The 19,924-nt window shown below is 66.4% G+C and carries 13 protein-coding genes; 5 read left to right on the forward strand and 8 right to left on the reverse strand.

The window, feature by feature from the left end; all coding sequences use genetic code 11:
• Positions 1–157 precede the first annotated feature (157 nt).
• The 4 genes from NCR34_RS14055 to NCR34_RS14070 form a co-directional block, all read right to left on the reverse strand.
• Positions 158–3,226 carry an acetoacetate--CoA ligase gene (locus tag NCR34_RS14055; protein WP_284506564.1) on the reverse strand — a complete coding sequence of 1,023 codons (3,069 nt, stop codon included), beginning with the start codon at positions 3,224–3,226 and terminating at the stop codon, positions 158–160.
• Between the two features lie 210 nt (positions 3,227–3,436).
• The gene (locus NCR34_RS14060; RefSeq protein ID WP_250500145.1) at positions 3,437–3,739 is read right to left on the reverse strand and encodes a hypothetical protein; all 303 of its coding nucleotides are present in this window, start codon (positions 3,737–3,739) and stop codon (positions 3,437–3,439) included.
• Between the two features lie 421 nt (positions 3,740–4,160).
• Complete coding sequence (locus tag NCR34_RS14065; protein ID WP_502800076.1) at positions 4,161–6,389, reverse strand: heavy metal translocating P-type ATPase; 2,229 nt, start codon at positions 6,387–6,389, stop codon at positions 4,161–4,163.
• A 148-nt stretch (positions 6,390–6,537) separates the two neighbouring features.
• Positions 6,538–7,188, reverse strand: a complete 651-nt coding sequence (locus NCR34_RS14070) for an FMN-binding negative transcriptional regulator (RefSeq protein ID WP_250500167.1) — start codon at positions 7,186–7,188, stop codon at positions 6,538–6,540.
• A gap of 265 nt (positions 7,189–7,453) precedes the next feature.
• Here NCR34_RS14070 and NCR34_RS14075 point away from each other — a divergent pair, with 265 nt between their 5' ends.
• From NCR34_RS14075 to NCR34_RS14085, 3 genes are all read left to right on the forward strand, one after another.
• Positions 7,454–8,920 (forward strand): DUF1254 domain-containing protein, encoded by a 1,467-nt coding sequence (locus tag NCR34_RS14075; protein ID WP_250500147.1) that lies wholly within the window; start codon positions 7,454–7,456, stop codon positions 8,918–8,920.
• A gap of 145 nt (positions 8,921–9,065) precedes the next feature.
• On the forward strand, positions 9,066–12,728 hold the full coding sequence (locus NCR34_RS14080) for a DUF748 domain-containing protein (protein WP_250500148.1): 3,663 nt from the start codon (positions 9,066–9,068) through the stop codon (positions 12,726–12,728).
• A 92-nt stretch (positions 12,729–12,820) separates the two neighbouring features.
• Positions 12,821–13,258, forward strand: coding sequence for a DUF29 domain-containing protein (locus NCR34_RS14085; protein WP_250500149.1), 438 nt, complete (start codon positions 12,821–12,823; stop codon positions 13,256–13,258).
• 19 nt (positions 13,259–13,277) lie between these two features.
• On the opposite strand, the gene NCR34_RS14090 is transcribed toward NCR34_RS14085, so the two are convergent.
• The 3 genes from NCR34_RS14090 to NCR34_RS14100 form a co-directional block, all read right to left on the reverse strand.
• Entirely contained in the window at positions 13,278–14,846 is a 1,569-nt protein-coding gene (locus NCR34_RS14090) for a DHA2 family efflux MFS transporter permease subunit (RefSeq protein WP_250500150.1), read from the reverse strand.
• A 104-nt stretch (positions 14,847–14,950) separates the two neighbouring features.
• On the reverse strand, positions 14,951–15,733 hold the full coding sequence (locus NCR34_RS14095) for an ABC transporter substrate-binding protein (RefSeq protein WP_250500151.1): 783 nt from the start codon (positions 15,731–15,733) through the stop codon (positions 14,951–14,953).
• Between the two features lie 24 nt (positions 15,734–15,757).
• Positions 15,758–16,912 carry a methionine aminotransferase gene (locus NCR34_RS14100; protein ID WP_248322907.1) on the reverse strand — a complete coding sequence of 385 codons (1,155 nt, stop codon included), beginning with the start codon at positions 16,910–16,912 and terminating at the stop codon, positions 15,758–15,760.
• A gap of 93 nt (positions 16,913–17,005) precedes the next feature.
• On the opposite strand from NCR34_RS14100, the gene NCR34_RS14105 reads away from it, so the two are divergent.
• A complete protein-coding gene (locus NCR34_RS14105) occupies positions 17,006–17,944 on the forward strand; it encodes a LysR substrate-binding domain-containing protein (protein WP_250500152.1) in 939 nt (312 codons plus the stop codon).
• A gap of 3 nt (positions 17,945–17,947) precedes the next feature.
• Here NCR34_RS14105 and NCR34_RS14110 read toward each other — a convergent pair whose 3' ends face one another.
• Positions 17,948–19,108 (reverse strand): branched-chain amino acid ABC transporter substrate-binding protein, encoded by a 1,161-nt coding sequence (locus NCR34_RS14110; RefSeq protein WP_250500153.1) that lies wholly within the window; start codon positions 19,106–19,108, stop codon positions 17,948–17,950.
• A gap of 361 nt (positions 19,109–19,469) precedes the next feature.
• Between NCR34_RS14110 and NCR34_RS14115 the strand changes: the two genes are divergently transcribed.
• Positions 19,470–19,898, forward strand: coding sequence for a MarR family winged helix-turn-helix transcriptional regulator (locus NCR34_RS14115; RefSeq protein ID WP_175940867.1), 429 nt, complete (start codon positions 19,470–19,472; stop codon positions 19,896–19,898).
• Positions 19,899–19,924 lie beyond the last annotated feature (26 nt).

Consider the following 19,924-nt stretch of genomic DNA (forward strand, 5'->3'; position numbering starts at 1 on the left):
TTTTTTACAGTTTTCGGAGTATGCGCAGCCCGCGCGCCGAGTGGTATCGGGCATGTCTGAAATCGAAGAAATTCGATGGACGCGCCGAGTGGGCACGGAGGCGGGCCCCGGCCGGGTTTTCAGGTCGCTTGAAGTGTCACGCGCCGCCGTCGACGGCTCACATATTCGACAACACTTGCGCGAGCGCCATCGCGACGGTTGCCAGATGCGGCTCCACGACGAGATCGTGATGCCTTCCTTCCACCTGCATGATGCGCAGGCCCTGCTTCGCGACGCGCTGCCACACCGGCAGCGGATCGCCGCGATCGTCCTGCATGATCGACGCGCGCACGTAGACGATCGGGCCGCCGAGATAACGGCGCGGCTTGTACGTCGTCATCGCGACGCGCATGGATTCGCGCACGAGCATCAGCGGCGGCGGCAGGCTGCGCGTCTCCGGGCCGGGCCGCTGCGCCGTCTTGCCGAGCCGCATGCGGACGTGGTCCGTCAGCGCGAGCGCCTTGCCGCGCACGTAGCGCACGCGCGAGCGCGCATCGAGCGAGCGGAACTCCCGCATGCGATACGCGAGCATGGCGGCCTGATAGCGCGCCCACGCCGAAAGCGGCAGACAACGTTCGTGCACGTAGGTATCGAGCAGACAGAGCATTTCGACTTGCTCGCCCGCCTTCACGAGCTGCTGCGCGATCTCCAGCGCGACCAGTCCGCCGAACGAATAGCCGACGAGCGCGTACGGCCCGGTCGGCTGCACGCCGCGCATGCGCAGCACGTAAGCGCGCGCCATGTCCTCGACGCTGCGCTGCGGTGTTTCATCGCCATCCAGTCCTTTCGCCTGCAACCCGTAGATCGGCCGCTCGCTTTGCAGCGTAGCCGCGAGCGTCAGGCACTCCATGACCGATCCCGTGATGCTATGGACCATGAAGAGCGGCCGGCCGCGGCCCGCCCGCATCTGCACGAGCGTCGAGTTGGCGGCGCTCGTGCCCTGGTCGGAAACGATTGCGCCGGCGAGCCGCGCAATCGTTGGCGCGACGATCAACGTCGCGATCGGCAGGGTGCGACCGGTCGTCCGCCGAATATCGGCGAGCATGCGGGCGGCCAGCAGCGAGTGTCCGCCGAGTTCGAAGAAGTTGTCTTCCCGGCCGATCGGCGCAAAGTTGAAGTACCGCTCCCACAGCGCGCATAGATACGCTTCGACACTCTCCGCCGATTCCCCCGGCGCGGGCAGTTCGCCCGTCTGCCGCGCGAGCAGCGGGTGCGCGCGAATGCCATCGAGACAGCCGGGATTCGCGAGCGACGACACGTTGCGCGCCGGCAAGCCGTTGACGGCATCGCGGGCGGCGGCCTCCGACGGCTTGCCGTTGTGCGTGACCGGCAGGCCGTCGACCTGCACGATCACGTCGGGTACGAGCGCGGCGGAGCCTTGTCGCATGATCTCGCGTCGCATGCGCACGGCAAGCGTCGCGTTCAGATGCGCGCCGGGCCGCAGCACGAGCAGCAGCACGATCCGCTGGCCGCTCTCGCCCGCGCGCTCGCCGGTCTGCGCCACGGCCATCGCCTGACAAACCTCGGGAATGTCGCTGAGGATGCGATAGATCTCGCCGGGACTCACGTTGATGCCGCGAACATTGAGCACGCCGTCGCTGCGGCCATGCAGACGCGCGGAGCCTTCGGGCGAGAATTCGATGACGTCGCCGTGCGTCCAGACGCCTTCGTTCTGCGAGAAATACGCGCTGTGAAAGCGCGCGCCCTCGTCGTCGCCGAAGAAACCGAGCGGCCGCGACGGAAACGGATTCGTGCAGACGAGCTCGCCGGGCAGCGCCGTCGGCGCGCCATGATCGAACGCCTGCACGTCGAGGCCGAGACTCTTGCACTGCGCCTCGCCCGCGAACACGGGCAGATTCGGATTGCCCAGCACGAAGCAGCCGAGGATATCAGTGCCGCCCGAGATCGACTGAAGCTGCAACGGCTTCACATGCCGATGCACCCAGTGGAACTGCGAATCGAACAGCACGGCGCCGGTCGACATCATCGCGCGCAGCGCAGACAGGTCGAATTGCGCGCCCGGTTCGAGGCCCGCGTCCTCGCTCATCTTCAGGTAAGCGGGACTGGTGCCGAACACCGTGACGCGTTCGTTCGCCACGATGCGCCAGAGCGTATCGACCGCCGCGACGGGGCCGTCATAGGTCACGATCTGCACGCCCGACGCGAGCGCCGACAACTGCCAGTTCCACATCATCCACGAGCAGCTCGTGAAGAAGAACAGCTTGTCGCCGGGGCCGAGGTCGCTATGCAACCGGTGCTCCTTCACATGCTCGACGAGCGTCCCGCCCGCGCCGTGCACGATGCATTTCGGCTTGCCCGTGGTGCCCGACGAAAACATGATGAAGAGCGGATGCGCGAACGCGAACCGCTGCCACGCGAATTGCGCCGCGTCGCCTTGCACGATCAGGTCGTGCAACACGTGCTGACGCGTGCCGATGCCGGTCGGCAGCGGCATGTCGTCGAGACACACGATGTCCGTGAGCGACGGCAGTTCGGCCGCGACCGCCGCGACGTGCGCGCTGAGCGAGCCGGCCGTATCGAACGAACGCGGCATGGTATGCGCGATCAACATGCGCGGCGCGAGTGGCGCGAAGCGGTCGACGATGGACTGCACGCCATTCTCGGGCGCGGCCGTGGAGAGCGTCGCGCCGAGCGCGGTGACGGCGAGCGCGGCGGTGATCGCGTCGCCGTCGTTGCGCATGATCGCGACGACGCGGTCCCCCGGTGCGAGCCCCAGTTCGCGCAATGCGTGCGCAAGCCGCATGACGCGTTCGCGCAGTTCGCCGCGCGTGTAGGCGACGCGGCCGCCATCGGCATAACAGGAAGCGAGCGCGGGGGCGTCGTCGGGCGCAATGCCCGCGTTCAGCAGATTCTCGGCATAGTTCAACTGCACATGCGGGAAGAAGCGCGCGGTCTCGCAGCGGTCGCCGATGCAAACCGGGTCCGCGTTGCCCGACCATTCCAGCCCTTGCGCGGAGTGCAGAAAGTATTGCCAGAAGCGGCGGAATTCGCGGGCGCTGTAGGCGTGCAATGACGGGTAATCGGCGAAATGCTCGCCCGTCAGTGCTTCGAAGCCCTCGGTAAAGCGGGTCATGCTGGAGCGCGCAATGCGCTCCGCGTCTGGCTGAAACAGGGACGGGCGCGAGCCCATACGCGCACGCTCGCGCATAGCGTTATGACGTTGCATGGTGCGACGGACCTGTAATCTGCGCTGCGTGATTGAATGCTTATGTGTTCAGCGTCGGGCTCCGGAAATCTCTCAGTTTTCGGTACAGCGCCTCGCCGCCGGTCAGGTGTGTGAAGCCAGAGTACCGCGAGCGAAATCGCCGCAATGTGCGACCACGCACAAACGGGCATCCGTGTTTTTCCGTCTATCGAGCGGTCCGTGCCGAGTGCGTTAACGGGCGATGTCGCGTCGGGCAGGATGAGAAACATTTCGGATTTCAAAATGCTTGCCACGGTGCGCGTTGATCACTGCCATGTGGCAGCGTGGTGAATTCGCAAACCGGGCTGGGTGCTGGGTATCGTTGCGCGTTGTAAGAAGCGCATGCGCTGCGCTGAAAGGCGCTTCTCGCGACGGCGGCATCGTCGCCATCCGGCCGCCGCGCACTACTCGGGCACGAAGACGGGTGGCATCGGCATGGCGTTCGCGCCGGGCAATACCGCGAGCGTAGCGCCATGCGCGTTGCAAGAAGCTCATGCAGGCGCGTTGCGGGCGCGGCCGCTGAAAGCCGCCTCTCGCGACGGCGGCATCGTGGCCATCCGGGGGCCGCGATCTACTTCGCACGCAGACCGGCGACATCGGCATGGCGTTCGCGGCGGGCAATACCGCGAGCGCAGAGCGCCATGCGCGTTGCAAGTAGAGCATGCAGGCGAGTTGCGGGCGCGGCCGCTGAAAGCCGCCTCTCGGGACGCGTGCATCGTCGCCATCCGGGGGCCGCGATCTACTTCGCAAGCAGACCGGCGACATCGGCATGGCGTTCCCGGCGGGCAATACCGCGAGCCCGGAGCGTCATGCGCGTTGCAAGGATCGCATCAAAGCACAATGCGGTGCGGCCCGCGGAGAACCGCCTCTCGCGACGGCGGCATCGCCGCCATCCCGCCGCCGCGAACAGCGCGTGTTATGCGGTCCGAGTGACCGGCTTGCCGTCGCGCACCGCATCGGCCGCCTCGGGCCCCGCGTGTCCGGCCCGAGCCCGCCACGTTCTGAGCAGCAACGCGTTGGTCACGACGCTCACGCTCGAAAACGCCATCGCCGCGCCGGCGCACATCGGATCGAGCATGCCGAGCGCCGCGAGCGGAATGCCGATCAGGTTATAGACGAACGCCCAGAACAGGTTCTGCCGGATCTTGCGATAGGTGCGCCGCGAGATGTCGATGGCATCGGCGACGAGCGCGGGATCGCCGCGCATCAGCGTGATGCCCGCCGCTTCGATCGCGACGTCCGTGCCGCTCGCCATCGCGATGCCGATGTCGGCGGCGGCGAGCGCGGGCGCGTCGTTGATGCCGTCGCCCGCCATCGCCACGACGCCTTTCGCCGACGCCTTCAGTTGCGCGACGACCTGTGCCTTGTCGGCCGGCAGCGTCTGCGCGAACACGCGCTCCGGCGCGATGCCGAGCGCCCGCGCGACGGCATGCGCGCTGCCCGCGTTGTCGCCGGTCACGAGCGCGCTCGTCACGCCCATCTCCGAGAGCCGTTCGATGGCGGCGCGCGCGGCGGGCTTCACGGTGTCGCCGAACGCGAGCAGCGCGAGCACCGCGCCGCGCTCCGGCTCGAACAGCCACGAGATCGTGTTGCCCTGCGCTTCGAGTTGGCGTGCACGCTCGGCGAGCGCGTCGGGCACGGCCGCGTTCGATTCTTGCAGCCAGCGCCCGCTGCCGATGGCCAAGCGTCGAGGCGCACCAGCGTGCTCCGCCATCGCGACGTCCGCTTCCACGCCGCGCCCCGCGACTGCGCGCGCGGCGCTCGCTTCGAAACGCCGCGTCGCGTTGGCATCGCCTGCGGCAGCGGCCACTGCTTTCGCCAGCGGATGCTCGCTCATGCGCTGCACGGCCGCCGCGAGCGCGAGCGCCTCGTCGCGATGCTGGCCCGGCGCGGCGTCGAACGCGACGAGCGCCGGCCGCCCGACGGTGAGCGTGCCGGTCTTGTCGAACGCGACGATTTCGATGGCATGCGCGCGCTCCAGCGCCTCGGCGTCTTTGATGAGGATGCCCTGACGCGCCGCCACGCCGGTGCCCGCCATGATCGCGGTCGGCGTCGCGAGGCCGAGCGCGCACGGGCACGCGATCACCAGCACCGCGACCGCATTGAGCAACGCCGTCTCGCCGCTTGCGCCGTGCAGCAGCCAGCCGGCGAGCGTGACTAACGCGATGCCGAGAATCGCCGGCACGAACACGGCCGACACGCGATCGACGAGCCGCTGGATCGGCGCCTTCTCCGCCTGCGCGGATTCGACGAGCCGGATGATGCGCGCGAGCGTCGTCTCCGCGCCGACGGCGGTGGTTTCGATGGCGATCACGCCTTCACCGTTGATCGAGCCGCCTGTCGCACGCGCGCCCGGTTCCTTGGCGACCGGCAGGCTTTCGCCGGTAATCAGCGATTCGTCGATATGCGTGCGGCCCTCGCGCACGATGCCGTCCACCGGCACGCGCTCGCCCGGCCGCACGATGGCGATATCGCCGATCCGCACGTCCGCGAGCGCGATTTCGCGTTCCCGCGCGGGATCTGCGGCATCGCGGATGCGCGCCTTGTCCGGGCGAAGCGCGTTGAGCGCGCGGATCGCGTCGGTCGTCTGACGCTTCGCGCGGGCCTCCAGCCACTTGCCGAAGCGCACCAGCGTGATGACCACCGCCGACGCCTCGAAATACAGATGCGCGTGGCCGTGCGCGAACATCTGATAGACGGACACGCCCCAGGCCGCCGACGTCCCGAGCGCGACGAGCAGATCCATGTTGCCCGAGAGCGCCCGCACGGCGCGATAGCCGCCGACGTAGAAACGCCATCCGAAGCCGAACTGCACGACGCTTGCGAGCGCCAGTTGCAGCCACGGCGAGAGATCGAGGCCGAGCATCGGCGCAAGAAGCGGCATCGAAAGCACCGCGCTGCCGATGACCGCCGCCAGTTCCCGGTCGCGCGTGTGCAATGCGTCGACGGCGGGCGGCGCGTCAGGAACGATGCGCGTCGCTTCGTACCCGGCCTTTGTGATGGCGGCGAGCAGTTGGTCGTCGGTGACGGCGTCGCTCGCGTGCACGGTGGCGCGCTCGGTCGCGAGATTGACGGCGACGGCATCCACGCCCGGCACGCGCTTGAGCATCTTTTCGACGCGCGCGACGCACGACGCGCACGTCATGCCGCCGACGGCGAATTCGGCGGTCCGTTCCGATTGAGTTGAAGCCGATGACATGGTGAAACGCTCCGGATCTGGCTGAACGGACGCAATTCCCGTTCTCATGCATCCAGTATCGACCTTCCCATGACTGGAAGGTCAAGCGCGGTTCTCAGCCGCGCGGCGGGTCGTTCAGCGTGGCGGACATGACGTCGGCGAGCGCGTGCGCCGCATCGCCGCCGCGCTGACGCAGACCCGCGACCGCGCCCAAGCGGTCGGCATCGGTTTTGTTCTGCGAGAGCTTCGCCTTGCCGACGAGCCGCGTCACCTCGATCTCGATGCCGACGATCGCGCCCAGCAGCTCGTCGATGTAATCGCGCGGCGCGTCGCCCATCTTCCACGGCGCGGGCTCGGCCGCTTCCATCTTGCGCGTGAGCCGCGCGACGACGCCGCGCACGTACGCTTCGTCGTCGCGCACGGTGATGCGGCCGTGCGCATGCACGACGAAATAATTCCACGTCGGTACCTGCCGATGCGTGTCCTGCTTGCTTGGATAGAAGTTCGGCGAGATATACCCGGCTTCGCCCTGAAAGATCACGAGCACGTTCTCGCCCGGCGCGACTTCTTTCCAGACCAGATTGGCCCGCGCCACATGCGCCCGCAGAACGCCGTGCTCGCCCGCATTCGCGTCCAGTTCGAACGGAATATGATTTGCGTCCAGCCCGTTCGGACCGTGCGTGACGAGCGCGCCTAACGGGTTCGCGGCGATCAGCGCGTGAAGCACGTCGGCGCGGTTTTCTTCGAAATGGGCGGGCAGATACATCGGTCGGCTCTGTGACGGTGGCATGAAGAACAGCAGGAAACCCGATGTTACGCGATGCCGGCGCATGCGGTTTGCTTCCGTCATCAGCGCCTGATGACGGTTTTGGCAGTGGCTCCTTGCCTATCATCAGCGGATACGTTAAAACCCGAATTTCGAGATAGTTTCCGCGCCCGTAACAAAGGCGCAAACGTTAAGGCGGCAGCATCGGTTTGCGCGCCGGAAGTTGCGTCAACCCATGCGAAACAAGAACCGGACTCCCATTCGAATGAACCTACCACGACGCTGGACCTTCCCGCTCAACGCCGCTTTCTGTCTAGGCGCAAGCATCGCCGGAACGAGCCTCCTGTCCGGCTGCGCGGCGAACAAGCCGCCCGAAGCCAAAGCCAGCACCGGCTGGGTGAAGGACCAGGTGGCGGATGCCTACACGTTCGGCTTTCCGCTCGTTGCCTCGGACATCGCCCGCGAGCGCGCGAGCGGCAACGCGGCGCAGTCCGGCCGCGCGCCGCTCAATACGTTCCGCCACGCGAGCGCGCTGCCGCCCGTCGGCGCAGCGGGCTGGCCGAGCGTCGATACGCTCGACTCGACCGCATGGCTGGATGTGTCGGCCGATCCGGTGATCGTCTCGCTGCCCGCCGCGCCGCGCGGGCGATATCTGGACGCGCGCGCCTTCGACGCGTGGACCAACGCGCTCTATTCGAGCGCCGATACCACGCCGTATCCGAAGATGCAGTCGATCGCGTTCGTGCCGGCGGGCTTCAGCGGCACGCTGCCCGCGGATGCCACGCGCGTCGAGTGCCGCACGCGCTACGTGTGGCTGTCGGTGCGCGTGCGCGTGAATGGCTCGCGCGACGTGCGCGAGGCGCGCAAGCTGCAAACCGCGATGCGCATCGAGCCGCTCACGCCCGCGAAAGGCTCCGTCGCCGATGCGACGCCTGCCGTCACCGGCGCGTGGCCCGGCGGCAGCAGCGGGCAGCAGCCGGCGGTGCCGCCGCTGCCCGCCGCGCCGCCGACGGCATCGCCCGGCGCGCAGGCCGAATCGCTCGACGCAAGGGCCTTCTTCGCGCGTCTTGCCCGCTCGCTCGACGACAACCCGCCCGCCACCGCCGACACGCCCGCGATGAGCCGTCTCGCCGCCATCGGCGTGAAGCCCGGCGAGCCGGTGCAGTTCAAGACGACGGACGCGCCGGTGCTCGACGCGGGCATCGCGGAGGCGCGCGAGCGGCTCTCGACCGTGCCGCCCAACGCGATCACGAAGAACGGCTGGACGTGGTTCGGCGACGGCGTCGGCAACTACGGCACCGACTACACGCTGCGCGCGTATCTCGCGCGGCGGCAGACGGCGACGAGCACGAAAGACGGCGAAGCGAAGCCGGTCGCATCCGTCGACAGCGATGGGCACGCGCTGAACGGCGCGAACGACTACGTGCTGCACTTCGAGCCGAATCAGCTTCCGCCGGTGCGCGGCTTCTGGACGCTCACGGCCTACACGAAAGACGGCGCGCTCGCCGATGCCAAAGTGCCGCGCCTGTCCCTTTCCGACCGCGACCGCCTGAAGAAGAATCGCGACGGCTCGATCGACGTGATCGTGTCGTCGGAGTCGCCGGGCAAGGCGCGAGCGTCGAACTGGCTGCCCGCGCCCGCGGGCGAGTTCCAGCTGGCCATGCGGCTCTATGCGCCGAAGCCGCAGGCGAGCGACGGCACGTGGGCGCCGCCGCCCGTGCAGCGGCAATAGCGTCTTCCCGCACGTCTTCTCGCGCCGCGTCATCGAAGAGTTTTGACAACGTTGGCGCGGCGCATCGTCGTATACTCGGGCATCCTCCTTCCGAGACGGCGAGATCGCGCCGCGCCGATGCGCGCATCGCGTCGCCGCGCATCGCATGTCAAGCACCACGAAGTCAACGTTCACCACGGCCGGGCAGACCTTGCGCGGCGTGGTCCACGCGCCCCGCACGCGGCGCATCGCCATCGGGTTCGTCGTCGCGCTGCTGGTGATCGGGCTGCTCGGGTTCTTCGTCGCGCCGCCGGTCATCCGGCACGTTGCCGAACAGCAGCTTTCGACACAGCTCGACCGCCCGGTGAGCATCCGGCGCGTCGCGCTCAATCCCTATACGCTCGATTTCGAAGCCGATGACGTGCATATCGGCGAATCCCGCGCGCAAGGCCCGAACGCGCCCGGCTTCGTGGATGTGTCGCGGCTCGTGGTGCGCACGTCGTGGACGTCGCTGTTCCGGCTCGCGCCGGTCATCGATGAACTGAAGATCGACTCGCCGCGCATCAACATCGTCCGGTACGACGCCGAGCATTTCAATTTCTCCGATCTGATCGCGAAGTTCTCGAAGCCTTCGTCGCCGCCCTCGGAAAAGCCCGCGCGGTTTTCGGTGTCGAACATCCGGATCGAGAATGGCCGCATCGTCGTCGACGACAGGCTCACGAAAACCAAGCACACCATCGACCGCTTCGCGCTCGGCATTCCGTTCATCGCGACATTGCCGTCCGCCACGGATATCTTCGTGACGCCGCTTTTGCAGGCGCGCATCGACGGCTCGCCGCTCGTGCTGAAGGGCCGCACGAAGCCGTTCGCGCAGTCGCGCGAATCGGAAATCGCGCTGACGCTCGACGGGCTCGACGTGCCGCAATTGGCGTCGTACGCGCCCGCCTCACTGCCGGTCGCGGTCAAGAGCGGCCGGCTTTCGACCGATCTGAACGTGCGTTTCGCGATTGCGGGCGACGTGCCGACCATCCGCATCGACGGCACCGCCGATCTCGCCGACGCCGCCGTGACCGACCGCGCGAACGCGCCGCTCATCGCCGCTCGCGCGCTGCACGTCAAGATCGCGGATATGCAGCCGCTGCGCAGCGTCTATCACTTCGACGAAATCACGCTGTCCGGGCCGGATGCGCATATCACGCGCGACGACTCGGGCGTGTACAACGTGACAAAGCTCGCGTCGCCTTCGAAGCCTGAAGCCACGAAGCCCGCGGATAGCAAGTCACCGCCGCTCGACCTCGCGATCGGCCATCTCGCCATCGACGGCGGGCGCCTCGCGTATGCCGACGATCTGCTGAAGCAGCATGTCGAAGCCGCGCTGACGAACCTCGCCGTCACGCTCGACGGCTTCTCCACGCTCGGCAAGACGCCCGCGCGCTACACGCTCAAGACGGCGTCGGACAAGGGCGGCACGCTCGCGGCGTCGGGCAACGTCACGCTAGCCGCCCACACGGCAGACGCGAAGCTCGCGCTCGACGCGTTGGCGCTCCCGCCGCTGCAGCCGTACATCGCGAACATGGTGGCGGCGCGCGTCGTCGCGGGTACGGTGAGCGCGAATCTGCCGGTGTCGGTCGACTGGTCGAAGCCCGATGCGGGCGCGCAGGTCGGCGCGGGCGATGTCACGGTCGCTGGTCTCACGCTCGTTCCGTCGAATGCGGCGGGCGCAGCGCCGATCAAGCTCGGATCGGCGGTCGCGAAGATCGGCAAGGTCGACGTGGCCGCGCGCACCGCCGCGCTCGACAGCGTGCGGGTGAGCGGCCTCGCGCTGGAGGCGACGCGCCGCAAGGACGGCAGCATCGATCTGGCGGCGCTCGCGGGACCGCACGAGGCCGCGCCCGAGCAAACGGCGACGCGCAAGGTGCAGAAGGCGCAGCAGGCCGGTCCGGCGTGGCGCTATCAGATCGGTCAGATCGGGCTGGACGGCGCATCGGCCACGTTCACCGACGAAACGGTCGCGCGGCCGGTGAAGCTGAGCGTCGCGCCGCTGTCGGTCGATGTCAGGCAGTTCAGCGATGACATGACCAAGCCGCTTCCCCTCGACGGCAAGCTCACGCTGAACGGCCGCGGCGCGCTCGCCGTGAATGGCAATGTCACCCTCAGTCCGCTCAAGGTCGCGCTGCATGTGAAGGGCGATCAGGTGGATGTGTCCGCGTTCGAGCCGTATTTCGGCGACAAGCTCAACGTCGAATTGGCGAGCGCGGCGCTCAACGCGAACGGCGACGTCACGATGTCGGGCAGCGGCAAGACGCTCGCGGCGTCGTACAAGGGCGACGCGTCGCTCACCGACGTGCGCATGATCGACAAGGCGACGTCCGACCGCTTCGCCGGCTGGAAGCTGCTGGGCCTCACGAATCTGAAGGCGAGCTACGGCGAGCGCGGCACGGACGTTGAGGCGGCGCGCGTCACGTTCGCCAATTTCTACGGGCGCGTGCTGCTGGATGCGCAGGGCAAGCTGAACCTGAAGAACGTCGTGGCGAGCGACCACGCGGCGGCGCAGTCGGTGACGCAGCCGGCGGCGTCTGTGTCAGCCTCGGCGCCGGTTGCCGCGAGCGCGCCCGCCGACACGGCGAAGTCCGGGCCGCCGGTGAACCTGCGCTTCTGCGAGCTCGTCTTGCAGAACGGCCGCGTCACGTACACCGACAACTTCATCAAGCCGAACTACACGGCGAATCTCGTGGCGATCAACGGGACCATCGGCGCGTTCGGCACGCAATCCACGACGCCCGCGCCCGTCGACGTCACCGCGAAGCTGGCGGCCAACGGACCGGTGTCGATCAAGGGGCAGGTGAATCCGCTGATCGCGAAGCCCGCGCTCGATCTGACCGCGAGCGCGCACGACGTGGAGTTGACGAACCTCACGCCGTATTCGGCGAAATACGCGGGCTACCCGATCACCAAGGGCAAGCTGAACGTCGATCTGCACTACATGCTCGCCGACGACAAGCTGACGGCGAACAACCACCTGTTCATCGACCAGTTGACCTTCGGCGATCACGTCGACAATCCGAGCGCGACGAAGCTGCCGGTGCGGCTCGCGGTGTCGCTCTTGAAGAACTCGCGCGGCGAAATCGACGTGAACATTCCGATTTCGGGCTCGCTGTCGAATCCGGAATTTTCGGTCGGCGGGCTCGTGTGGCAGGCCATTCTGAACCTCGTGCAGAAGGCCGTCACCGCGCCGTTCTCGCTGCTGGCGCATGCGTTCGGCGGCAGCGGCGAGGAGTTGAACTACGTTGAATTCGACGCCGGCTCGGCCACGCTCACCGATGCCGCGCAGAAGAAACTCGACACCATCGCGAAGGCGCTCGCGGACAAGCCGTCGATCCGGCTGGACGTTACGGGCCGCGTCGATCCGAAGGTGGACGAACCGGGCTTGCGCAGCGCGTGGCTCGACGCGCAGGTGAAGCGCGCGAAGGTGCGCGACATTTCGGGCAATGGCGAAAACGTCGACTGGGCGAGCGTGAAGGTGTCCGGCGACGACTACGACAAGTACCTGACGAAGGTCTACAAGTCGGCCGATTTCAAGAAGCCGCGCAATATGATCGGTTTGACCAAGACTGTGCCGGATGCCGACATGAAGGCTGCGCTGCTGCAGAACGCGCCGGTCGACGAAGCGTCGTTGCGCGACCTCGCGCAGCGGCGCGCGCAGGCGGTGCAGGAATATTTCGACGGCAAGATCGACAGCAGCCGGATCTTCGTGGTCGCGCCGAAGCTGACTGCCGACGGCATCGACGATAAAGGCGCGGGAAGCCGCGTCGATCTAGGCCTGAAATAGCGGCGTTAGCCGAACGGACGATCTCGAAGAACAGCGAGGGGCGAATTACGATGAGCCAAACCGGAGATTCGAAAGAAGACGGGAGTCAGCCGATGGGAACGCCTTACGAGCAGGACGTTGTCGCGTGGGCCAGGGAACAGGCCGCGCTGCTGCGTGCAGGGAAGCTCACGGCCATCGATATCGAGCATATCGCAGAGGAAATCGAGGACGTGGGCAAGAGCGAACAACGCGAACTGGCGAGCCGGATGTCGGTGTTGCTGGCGCATTTGTTGAAGTGGACGTATCAGCACGCAAGACGCAGCAAGAGCTGGAGCCATACCATCCGCACGCAGCGCAAAGAAGTGGAGTACGCGCTCAACGAAGCGCCGAGCCTGCGCGGAAAGTTCGACGACGCGGCGTGGATCGACGTGGTCTGGTCGCGCGCACGCAATCTCGCGGAATCGGAAACGGGTCTGGATATCGACGCGTTTCCCGAGACGTGCCCCTGGCCGATGGCGCAGGTTCTCGATCCGGAGTTTTATCCTGACTGAGCGGAGGCCCGCCTCCGCTCTAATGCGCCGCCGCCGCGGCCCCGCCTCCACCGCCCTTCGCCACCTTCGTGATCCAGATAAGCGGGATGATCAGAATGAAGATCACCGCCGAGATCAGGAAGATATCGTTCAGGCCCATCATCGCGGCCTGCGAATTCACGGTGAAGTTGAACATGCCGCGTGCCTGTGCTTCGCTGATATCGAGCGTCGATTGCGACGCGCCGAGCGCCTGCCAGAACGTCGGATTGAAGGCGTTGGCCTGCTCGGTGAGCCGCTCGTGATGCAGCGCGATGCGATCGTCCCACGCGTTGCCGGCGAGCGACGTGCCCACCGCGCCGCAAAACACTCGCGCGAAGTTCGATAAACCGGCCGCCGCCGGAATCTTCGAAGGCGGCAGGCCCGACAGCACGATGGCCGTCAGAGGCACGAAGAACATCGCCATCGGAATGCCCTGAAGCAGCGTCGGCAGCACGAGATGGAACGTGTCGATCTCGATCACGTATTTCGAGCGCAGCCAGAACACGAACGCAAAGCCGATGAACGCCATCGTCGCGATCACGCGGGCGTCGCTGCGCGGCAGGATCTTGCCCATGATCGGCGCGAGTATCACGGCGAAGACGCCGAGCGGCGCGGTAACGAGGCCGGCATCGACGGAGCGGTAGTTCAGGTACTGCTGCATCCACTGCGGCAGAAGCACGAGGTTGCCGAAGAAGACGCCGTACGCCACTGAAATCGCCACCGTGCCGCCGAAGAAATTGCGGCCGGTGAAGAGCCGCAAGTCCACCACCGGATTCGCCTCCGTCAGTTCCCACACGACGAAGAACGCGAACGAAATGGCCGCGACGATCGCCAGCACGACGATCACCGGTGACGAGAACCAGTCGAGGTCGCGTCCCTTGTCGAGCATGATCTGCAGCGACGCCACCCACGCGACGAGCAGCGCGAGCCCGATTACGTCGATCGGCGCCTTGCGCGTCGGCGATTCACGCGTGCGGTAGATGAACCATGTCACGCCCGCCGCGAAGATGCCCACCGGTATGTTGATGTAGAAGATCCACGACCACGAATAGCTGTCGGTGATCCAGCCGCCGAGCGCGGGGCCGGCAATCGGCCCGACGGTCGCGGTCATCGCCCAGAGGGAGAGCGCCATCGACGCTTTCTCTTTCGGATACGAGCCGAGCAGAATGGCCTGCGAAAGCGGAATCAGCGGCCCGGCCACCGCGCCTTGCAGCACGCGGGCAATCAGCAGCACCGGCAAATTCGGCGCGAGCCCACAGAGCCACGACGACAGCACGAACATCAGAATCGCGCCGACGAAAAGCCGGATCTGCCCGAGCCGTTGCGTGAGCCAGCCGGTCAGCGGAATGGAAACCGCGTTCGACGCCGCGAACACGGTGATGACCCACGTGCCCTCGTTCACTGACACGCCGAGGTTGCCGGAGATCGTCGGAATCGCGACGTTGGCGATCGACGAGTCGAGCACGTTCATGAAGGTCGCGAGCGCCACGGCAAAGGTGGCGAGCACGAGTTGGCCGCCCTTGAGCGGCGGCGGAGGCGGTGCGGCGGTGGTTTGCGGCGGCGTGCTCATGCATCTCCCGGCGAAGCGCCGCGACGTTCAGGTCGCGGCCGGATGTCAACGAATCCGCCAGTGTGCCTGCGCTTCAAAAAAGCTGCAGAGCCGCCGCCCGCAGCTTACTTCGCTGAAATGTCGATGTTGCCGAGATACTTCTTCGCGTACTTGTCGATGGTGCCGTCCGCCTTCACCTTCGCGATGGCCGCGTCGAGCTTGGTCTTCAGCGCATCGTCGCCCTTGCGGATGCCGTACGCGATGCCGCTGCCGAGAATCTTGTCGTCGCGCACCGGCGCGCCGGCGAACGAGAAGCCTTCGCCGTCCGGCTTCGAGAGGAAGCCGCTTTGTCCGGCGGGCGCGAGCACGAGCGTCGCGTCGAGACGGCCGGACTTGAGGTCCGCATAGACCTGATTCTGGTCCTGATACGGCACGATCTTCACGCCTTCATTCTCCCAGTGCGCCTTGGCGAACGTCTCCTGAATCGAGCCTTGCAGCACGCCCACGCTTTTGCCTTTCAGCGCCGCCGCCGTCGGTTCGATCCCGCTGCCCGTCTTCGCGATGAGTTGCGTCGGCACGCGATACACGACCGTCGTGAAGTCGATCGCCTGACGGCGCTGCTCGGTGGCGTTCATCGCGGAATTGATCGCGTCGAACTTGCGGCCCTGCAGCGCGGGAATCAGGCCGTCGAACGACGTTTCGACCCATTTGCACTGCATCTTCGCGGCGGCGCAGACGGCGTTGCCCACGTCGATATCGAGTCCTTGCAGTTCGCCCGTCGCCGATTTCGATTCGAACGGCGGGTATTGCGCTTCGACGCCGAAGCGCAGGGTGTCGGCGGCGAGCGCCGCGCCGCTCGCGAGCGAGCACGCGACGAAAAGCGCGGCGGCGAGGTGGTTCTTCTTCATCGTGGTCTCCGGGAAATCAAAGGGCTAAATCTGGCAAAGGCGGCGCGCGCCTTCGATGAGCGTATCGTCGTCCTTCGCGAACGACAGGCGAATCAGGCGATTGTCGGTGCCGTCCGTGTAGAACGCGGACAGCGGAATGGTCGCGACGCGCGCCTCGCGGATCAGCCGCAGCACGAAATCGCTGTCGGGCGCGTCCGAGATGGCGCTGTAGCGCGCGAGCATGAAGAAACTGCCTGCGCTCGGCAACAGTTCGAAACGCGAGCCGGCGAGCGCGCGGGCGAGCACGTCGCGCTTATGCTGATAGAACGGCCCGAGATTCAGATAGCTCGATTCGTCCGCGAGCGCCTCGGCGAACGCCATTTGCATCGGCGTGTCGGCGGAGAAGGTCATGAACTGGTGAATCTTGCGGATCTCGGCGGTCAGCGCGGCGGGCGCGAGGCAATAGCCGACGCGCCAGCCCGTCACGTGATACGACTTGCCGAACGACGACACGATCACGCTGCGTTCGGCGAGCGCCGGATAACGCGCCATGCCGTGATGCGGCGCGCCGTCGAACACGACGTGCTCGTACACTTCGTCCGACAGCACGACGATCTTCGTATCGCGCGTGAGCGCCGTGAGCCGCTCGATGTCGGCGGGCGTGAACGCGCTGCCCGTCGGATTGTGCGGCGTGTTGACGAGGATCATCCGCGTCTTCGGCGTGATGGCGGCGGCGACTTCGTCCCAGTCGATGCGGAAATTTTCCGGCGACAGCTTGATCGCGATCGGCGTCGCGCCCTGAAGCTGCACGATCGGCGCGTAGCTGTCGAACGACGGTTCGAAGTAGATCACCTCGTCGCCGGGATGCACGAGCGCGCTGATGCTCGCGTACAGCCCTTCGCTCGCGCTCGCGACCACGGTCACTTCCGTGCCCGGATCGTACTGCGCGCCGTAGACTTTCTGCGTCTTCAACGCGATGGCCTCGCGCAGCGCCAGCACGCCGGACATCGGCGAATACTGGTTATGTCCTGCCTGCATGGCTCGCGTGACGCCTTCGACGAGCCTCGGATCGCACGCGAAATTCGGCGCGCCTTGCGACAGATTCAGCGCGTGATGCTCTTCGGCAAGCTGGCCGATCACGGTAAAAATGGTGGTGCCGACTTTCGGCAGCTTCGATTCGGGAATACAGGCGCTGTGCACGACGGCTCGCTCCAATAGACAGTGCGACGATTCAACCGCGGCAATAAACGGCCGACAATCGAAACTTTGTCATACTAGCCATGTGCGCCGCTCATGGCTCCTTTCGTTAACCCGATGAAACCGCTGCCCTCGCTCGACGTTCTCAAGACTTTTCTCGTGGTCGCCCAGAAGCTGAACTTCACGCGCGCCGCCGATGCGCTCAACGTGACGCAGGGCGCGGTCAGCCGGCAAATCGCGGGACTGGAGGCGCAGCTCGGCTACGCGCTGTTCGTGCGGCAGGCGCGCGGGCTTGCGCTCACGCATCACGGCGCGCTGCTCATCGCGCCGTTGCAGCAGGCGTTCGCGCAGATCGGCGACGCGCTCGCCAAGGGCGGCAGCGCCTCGGGAACCTTGCGCGTCAAGTGTCCGACCTGCGCGATGCGCTGGGTGCTGCCGCGCGTGATCCGCCTGCAGAACGAGCGGCCCGAACAGGTCGTGGAAGTGACGGCGTCGGTGTCGCACGGCGTCGAGTTCAATGCCGAACAGTTCGACGCCGCCATCGTCTTCAGTCCGACGTCCGCGAAGCCGTCGGGCAAGGGCCTGACGGTGCATCATCTGTTCGATGAAGTGCTCACGCCGGTCTGCGCGCCCGAACTCTGGAAACCGCGCGGCAACGCGGAGCCGACGCCCGACGACCTCGCGGGCCAGACGCTGCTGCACCCGACGCGCGATCGCCGCGACTGGCTCTTGTGGCTCGGCGCGTACGGCTACGACGGCTTGCCGTCCGCGAAGGCGCAGCATTTCGACACGCTCGACCTCGCGATCTCGTCGGCGATGCAGGGCCTGGGCGTCACGATTGGCGATGTCTCGCTGATCGAAGAAGACCTGCGCGCGAAACGCGTGATCGCGCCATTCGCGTTGCGCGTGCCTAGCGGCGCGGCCTACTACCTCGTCTATCCGGAGCGGCCGGCGCCGTCGCCCGCGTTGCAGCAGTTCGCGCAGTGGCTGAACGGCGAAGCCGCGGCCACGCGCGACAACCTGCGTCCTCAATAGTGCCTACATGCCGTGCTTGGTGACGACGGTTTCCCATTGCCCGTTCTTCACCTGATACAGCGTCGATGACGCGTTCTTCAGCGCGCCGTTGTCGTCGAACGCAATGGGACCCGTGATGCCCTCGAACGAAATCTTCTTCAGCACCGGCCGATACACCTTCGGATCCGCGGATTTCGCCTTGTCCATTGCGTGGATGGCGGCCCACGCCGCGTCGTAGCCGAACGGCGCGTACGACAGAATCGCGACGCCGAAGCGCTTCTGGAACTTGTCGCTGAACGCCTTGCCTTGCGGCAGCTTGTCGAGCGGGCTGCCGTATTCCCACGCCTGCGCGCCTTCGGCGGCGTCGCCCGCGAGCTTTAGAAAGTCGGCGTCCATCACGCCGCCGCCGCCTACGAACTGCGCGTTGACGCCGAGCTGCTTCATGCGCTTGACGACCGCCGCCGCTTGCCGGTCCAGTCCGCCGAAGAAGATCAGGTCCGCGTTGAGGGACTTGATGCGCGTGAGTTGCGCGCTGAAATCGACGGTCTGGTTGTCGCTGAATTCGCGGCCGACGATATTGCCGCCTTTCGCTTTCACCGCTTTCTCGAACTCGTCGGCTTCGCCCTGACCGAAGGCCGTCCGGTCGTCGATGATCGCGATGCGCTTTGCTTTCGTCGTCGTGACGGCGTACGCGCCGGCATTGCCCGCGTTCTGCGCGTCGCTGGAAATCACCGTGAACACGTTCTCGAGGCCGCGCGTCGTGATGGTCGGATTCGTCGCGGCCGGATCGATCATCGGAATGCCGGCGTTGTTGTAGATGGGCGAAGCGGGCAGCGTCGTGCCCGAATTGAAATGACCGACGACGACGGCCACGCCGTCATCGACGAGCTTCTGCGCCGCCTGCACGCCGACGCGCGGGTCCGCCTGATCGTCTTCCGCCTGAATCTCGAACTTCGCCGTCTTGCCGCCGATGCTGATCTTCTTGGCGTTCGCCTCGTCGAGCGCGAGCTGCACGCCGTTCTGGAGATCCTTCCCGTAGCCCGCGTTCGCGCCCGTGAGCGGCGCGGCGAAGCCGATCTTGACCGTGACGTCTTCGGCGGCGGCGGTCATGGGCGCGGCGGCGAGTGCGGCGCTCGCGCACGCCACCAGCCATGCCAAGGGTTTGACGCTCGTACGGATACGCATGGTTTCCTCTCCTTTTGTGGTTTGGCAATCCAGGAACGCGGCTACTGCATGGAACATGACCAATTACCCGCCCGCAAGACGGAGTTGCCCTCGTCGCGGCGAAAGTCGCATCCGGGCCCGCATGACGGCGGACAAGCGCAATGTAGGAAGCCAAATTGGCCGCGTCTTGTCGATTCGTCGCGCGGCGACTGCGGATTTCGGCACAGGCGCGGCAGGGCGCTTCTTCAGACGCGGCGCGGCGTCACGCGTTTCGCCGAGCCTGGGTGCGCGACGATTCGTGCCGCGTCATGCGCTGCGCCTATCACGCCGATGAAAACGCGCCATTTGACACGAGTGCATATACACATATAAGCTACGAGTCATGTCAACGCACTCATCTCCTCTCGACTGCAACTGCTTCGCCATCCGGCAGGCCGCGCGTTATGTGTCGCAACTCTACGAGCGGCACATGGGCGAAGTCGGCCTGACTTCGGCGCAATTCACGCTGCTCGCGTCGATTGCGCGCAAGCCCGGCGTGCAGATGGTCGAACTCGCGGACGCCATGGTCATGGACCGCACGACGCTCGTGCGCGCGCTCAAGCCGCTTCAGCGCGACGGCATGGTGCAGGCGGATCAGCAGTCGCCGAATTCGCGCGCGGTCGGTCTCACGTTGACGGCGGCGGGCAAGGCGCTGCTCGCGCAGGGCGTCGAGAAGTGGCGGACGGCGCAGGCGGAATTCGAGCAGAAATACGGCGAGAAGCGCGCGAAGTCGCTGCGTCAGATGCTGTTCGAAATCACCGCAATGGATTGAATCAACGAAACCGGGCACGCAGAACC

Origin of the sequence: Caballeronia sp. GAWG1-5s-s, assembly GCF_023631445.1 — a bacterium.
Classification (GTDB): domain Bacteria; phylum Pseudomonadota; class Gammaproteobacteria; order Burkholderiales; family Burkholderiaceae; genus Caballeronia.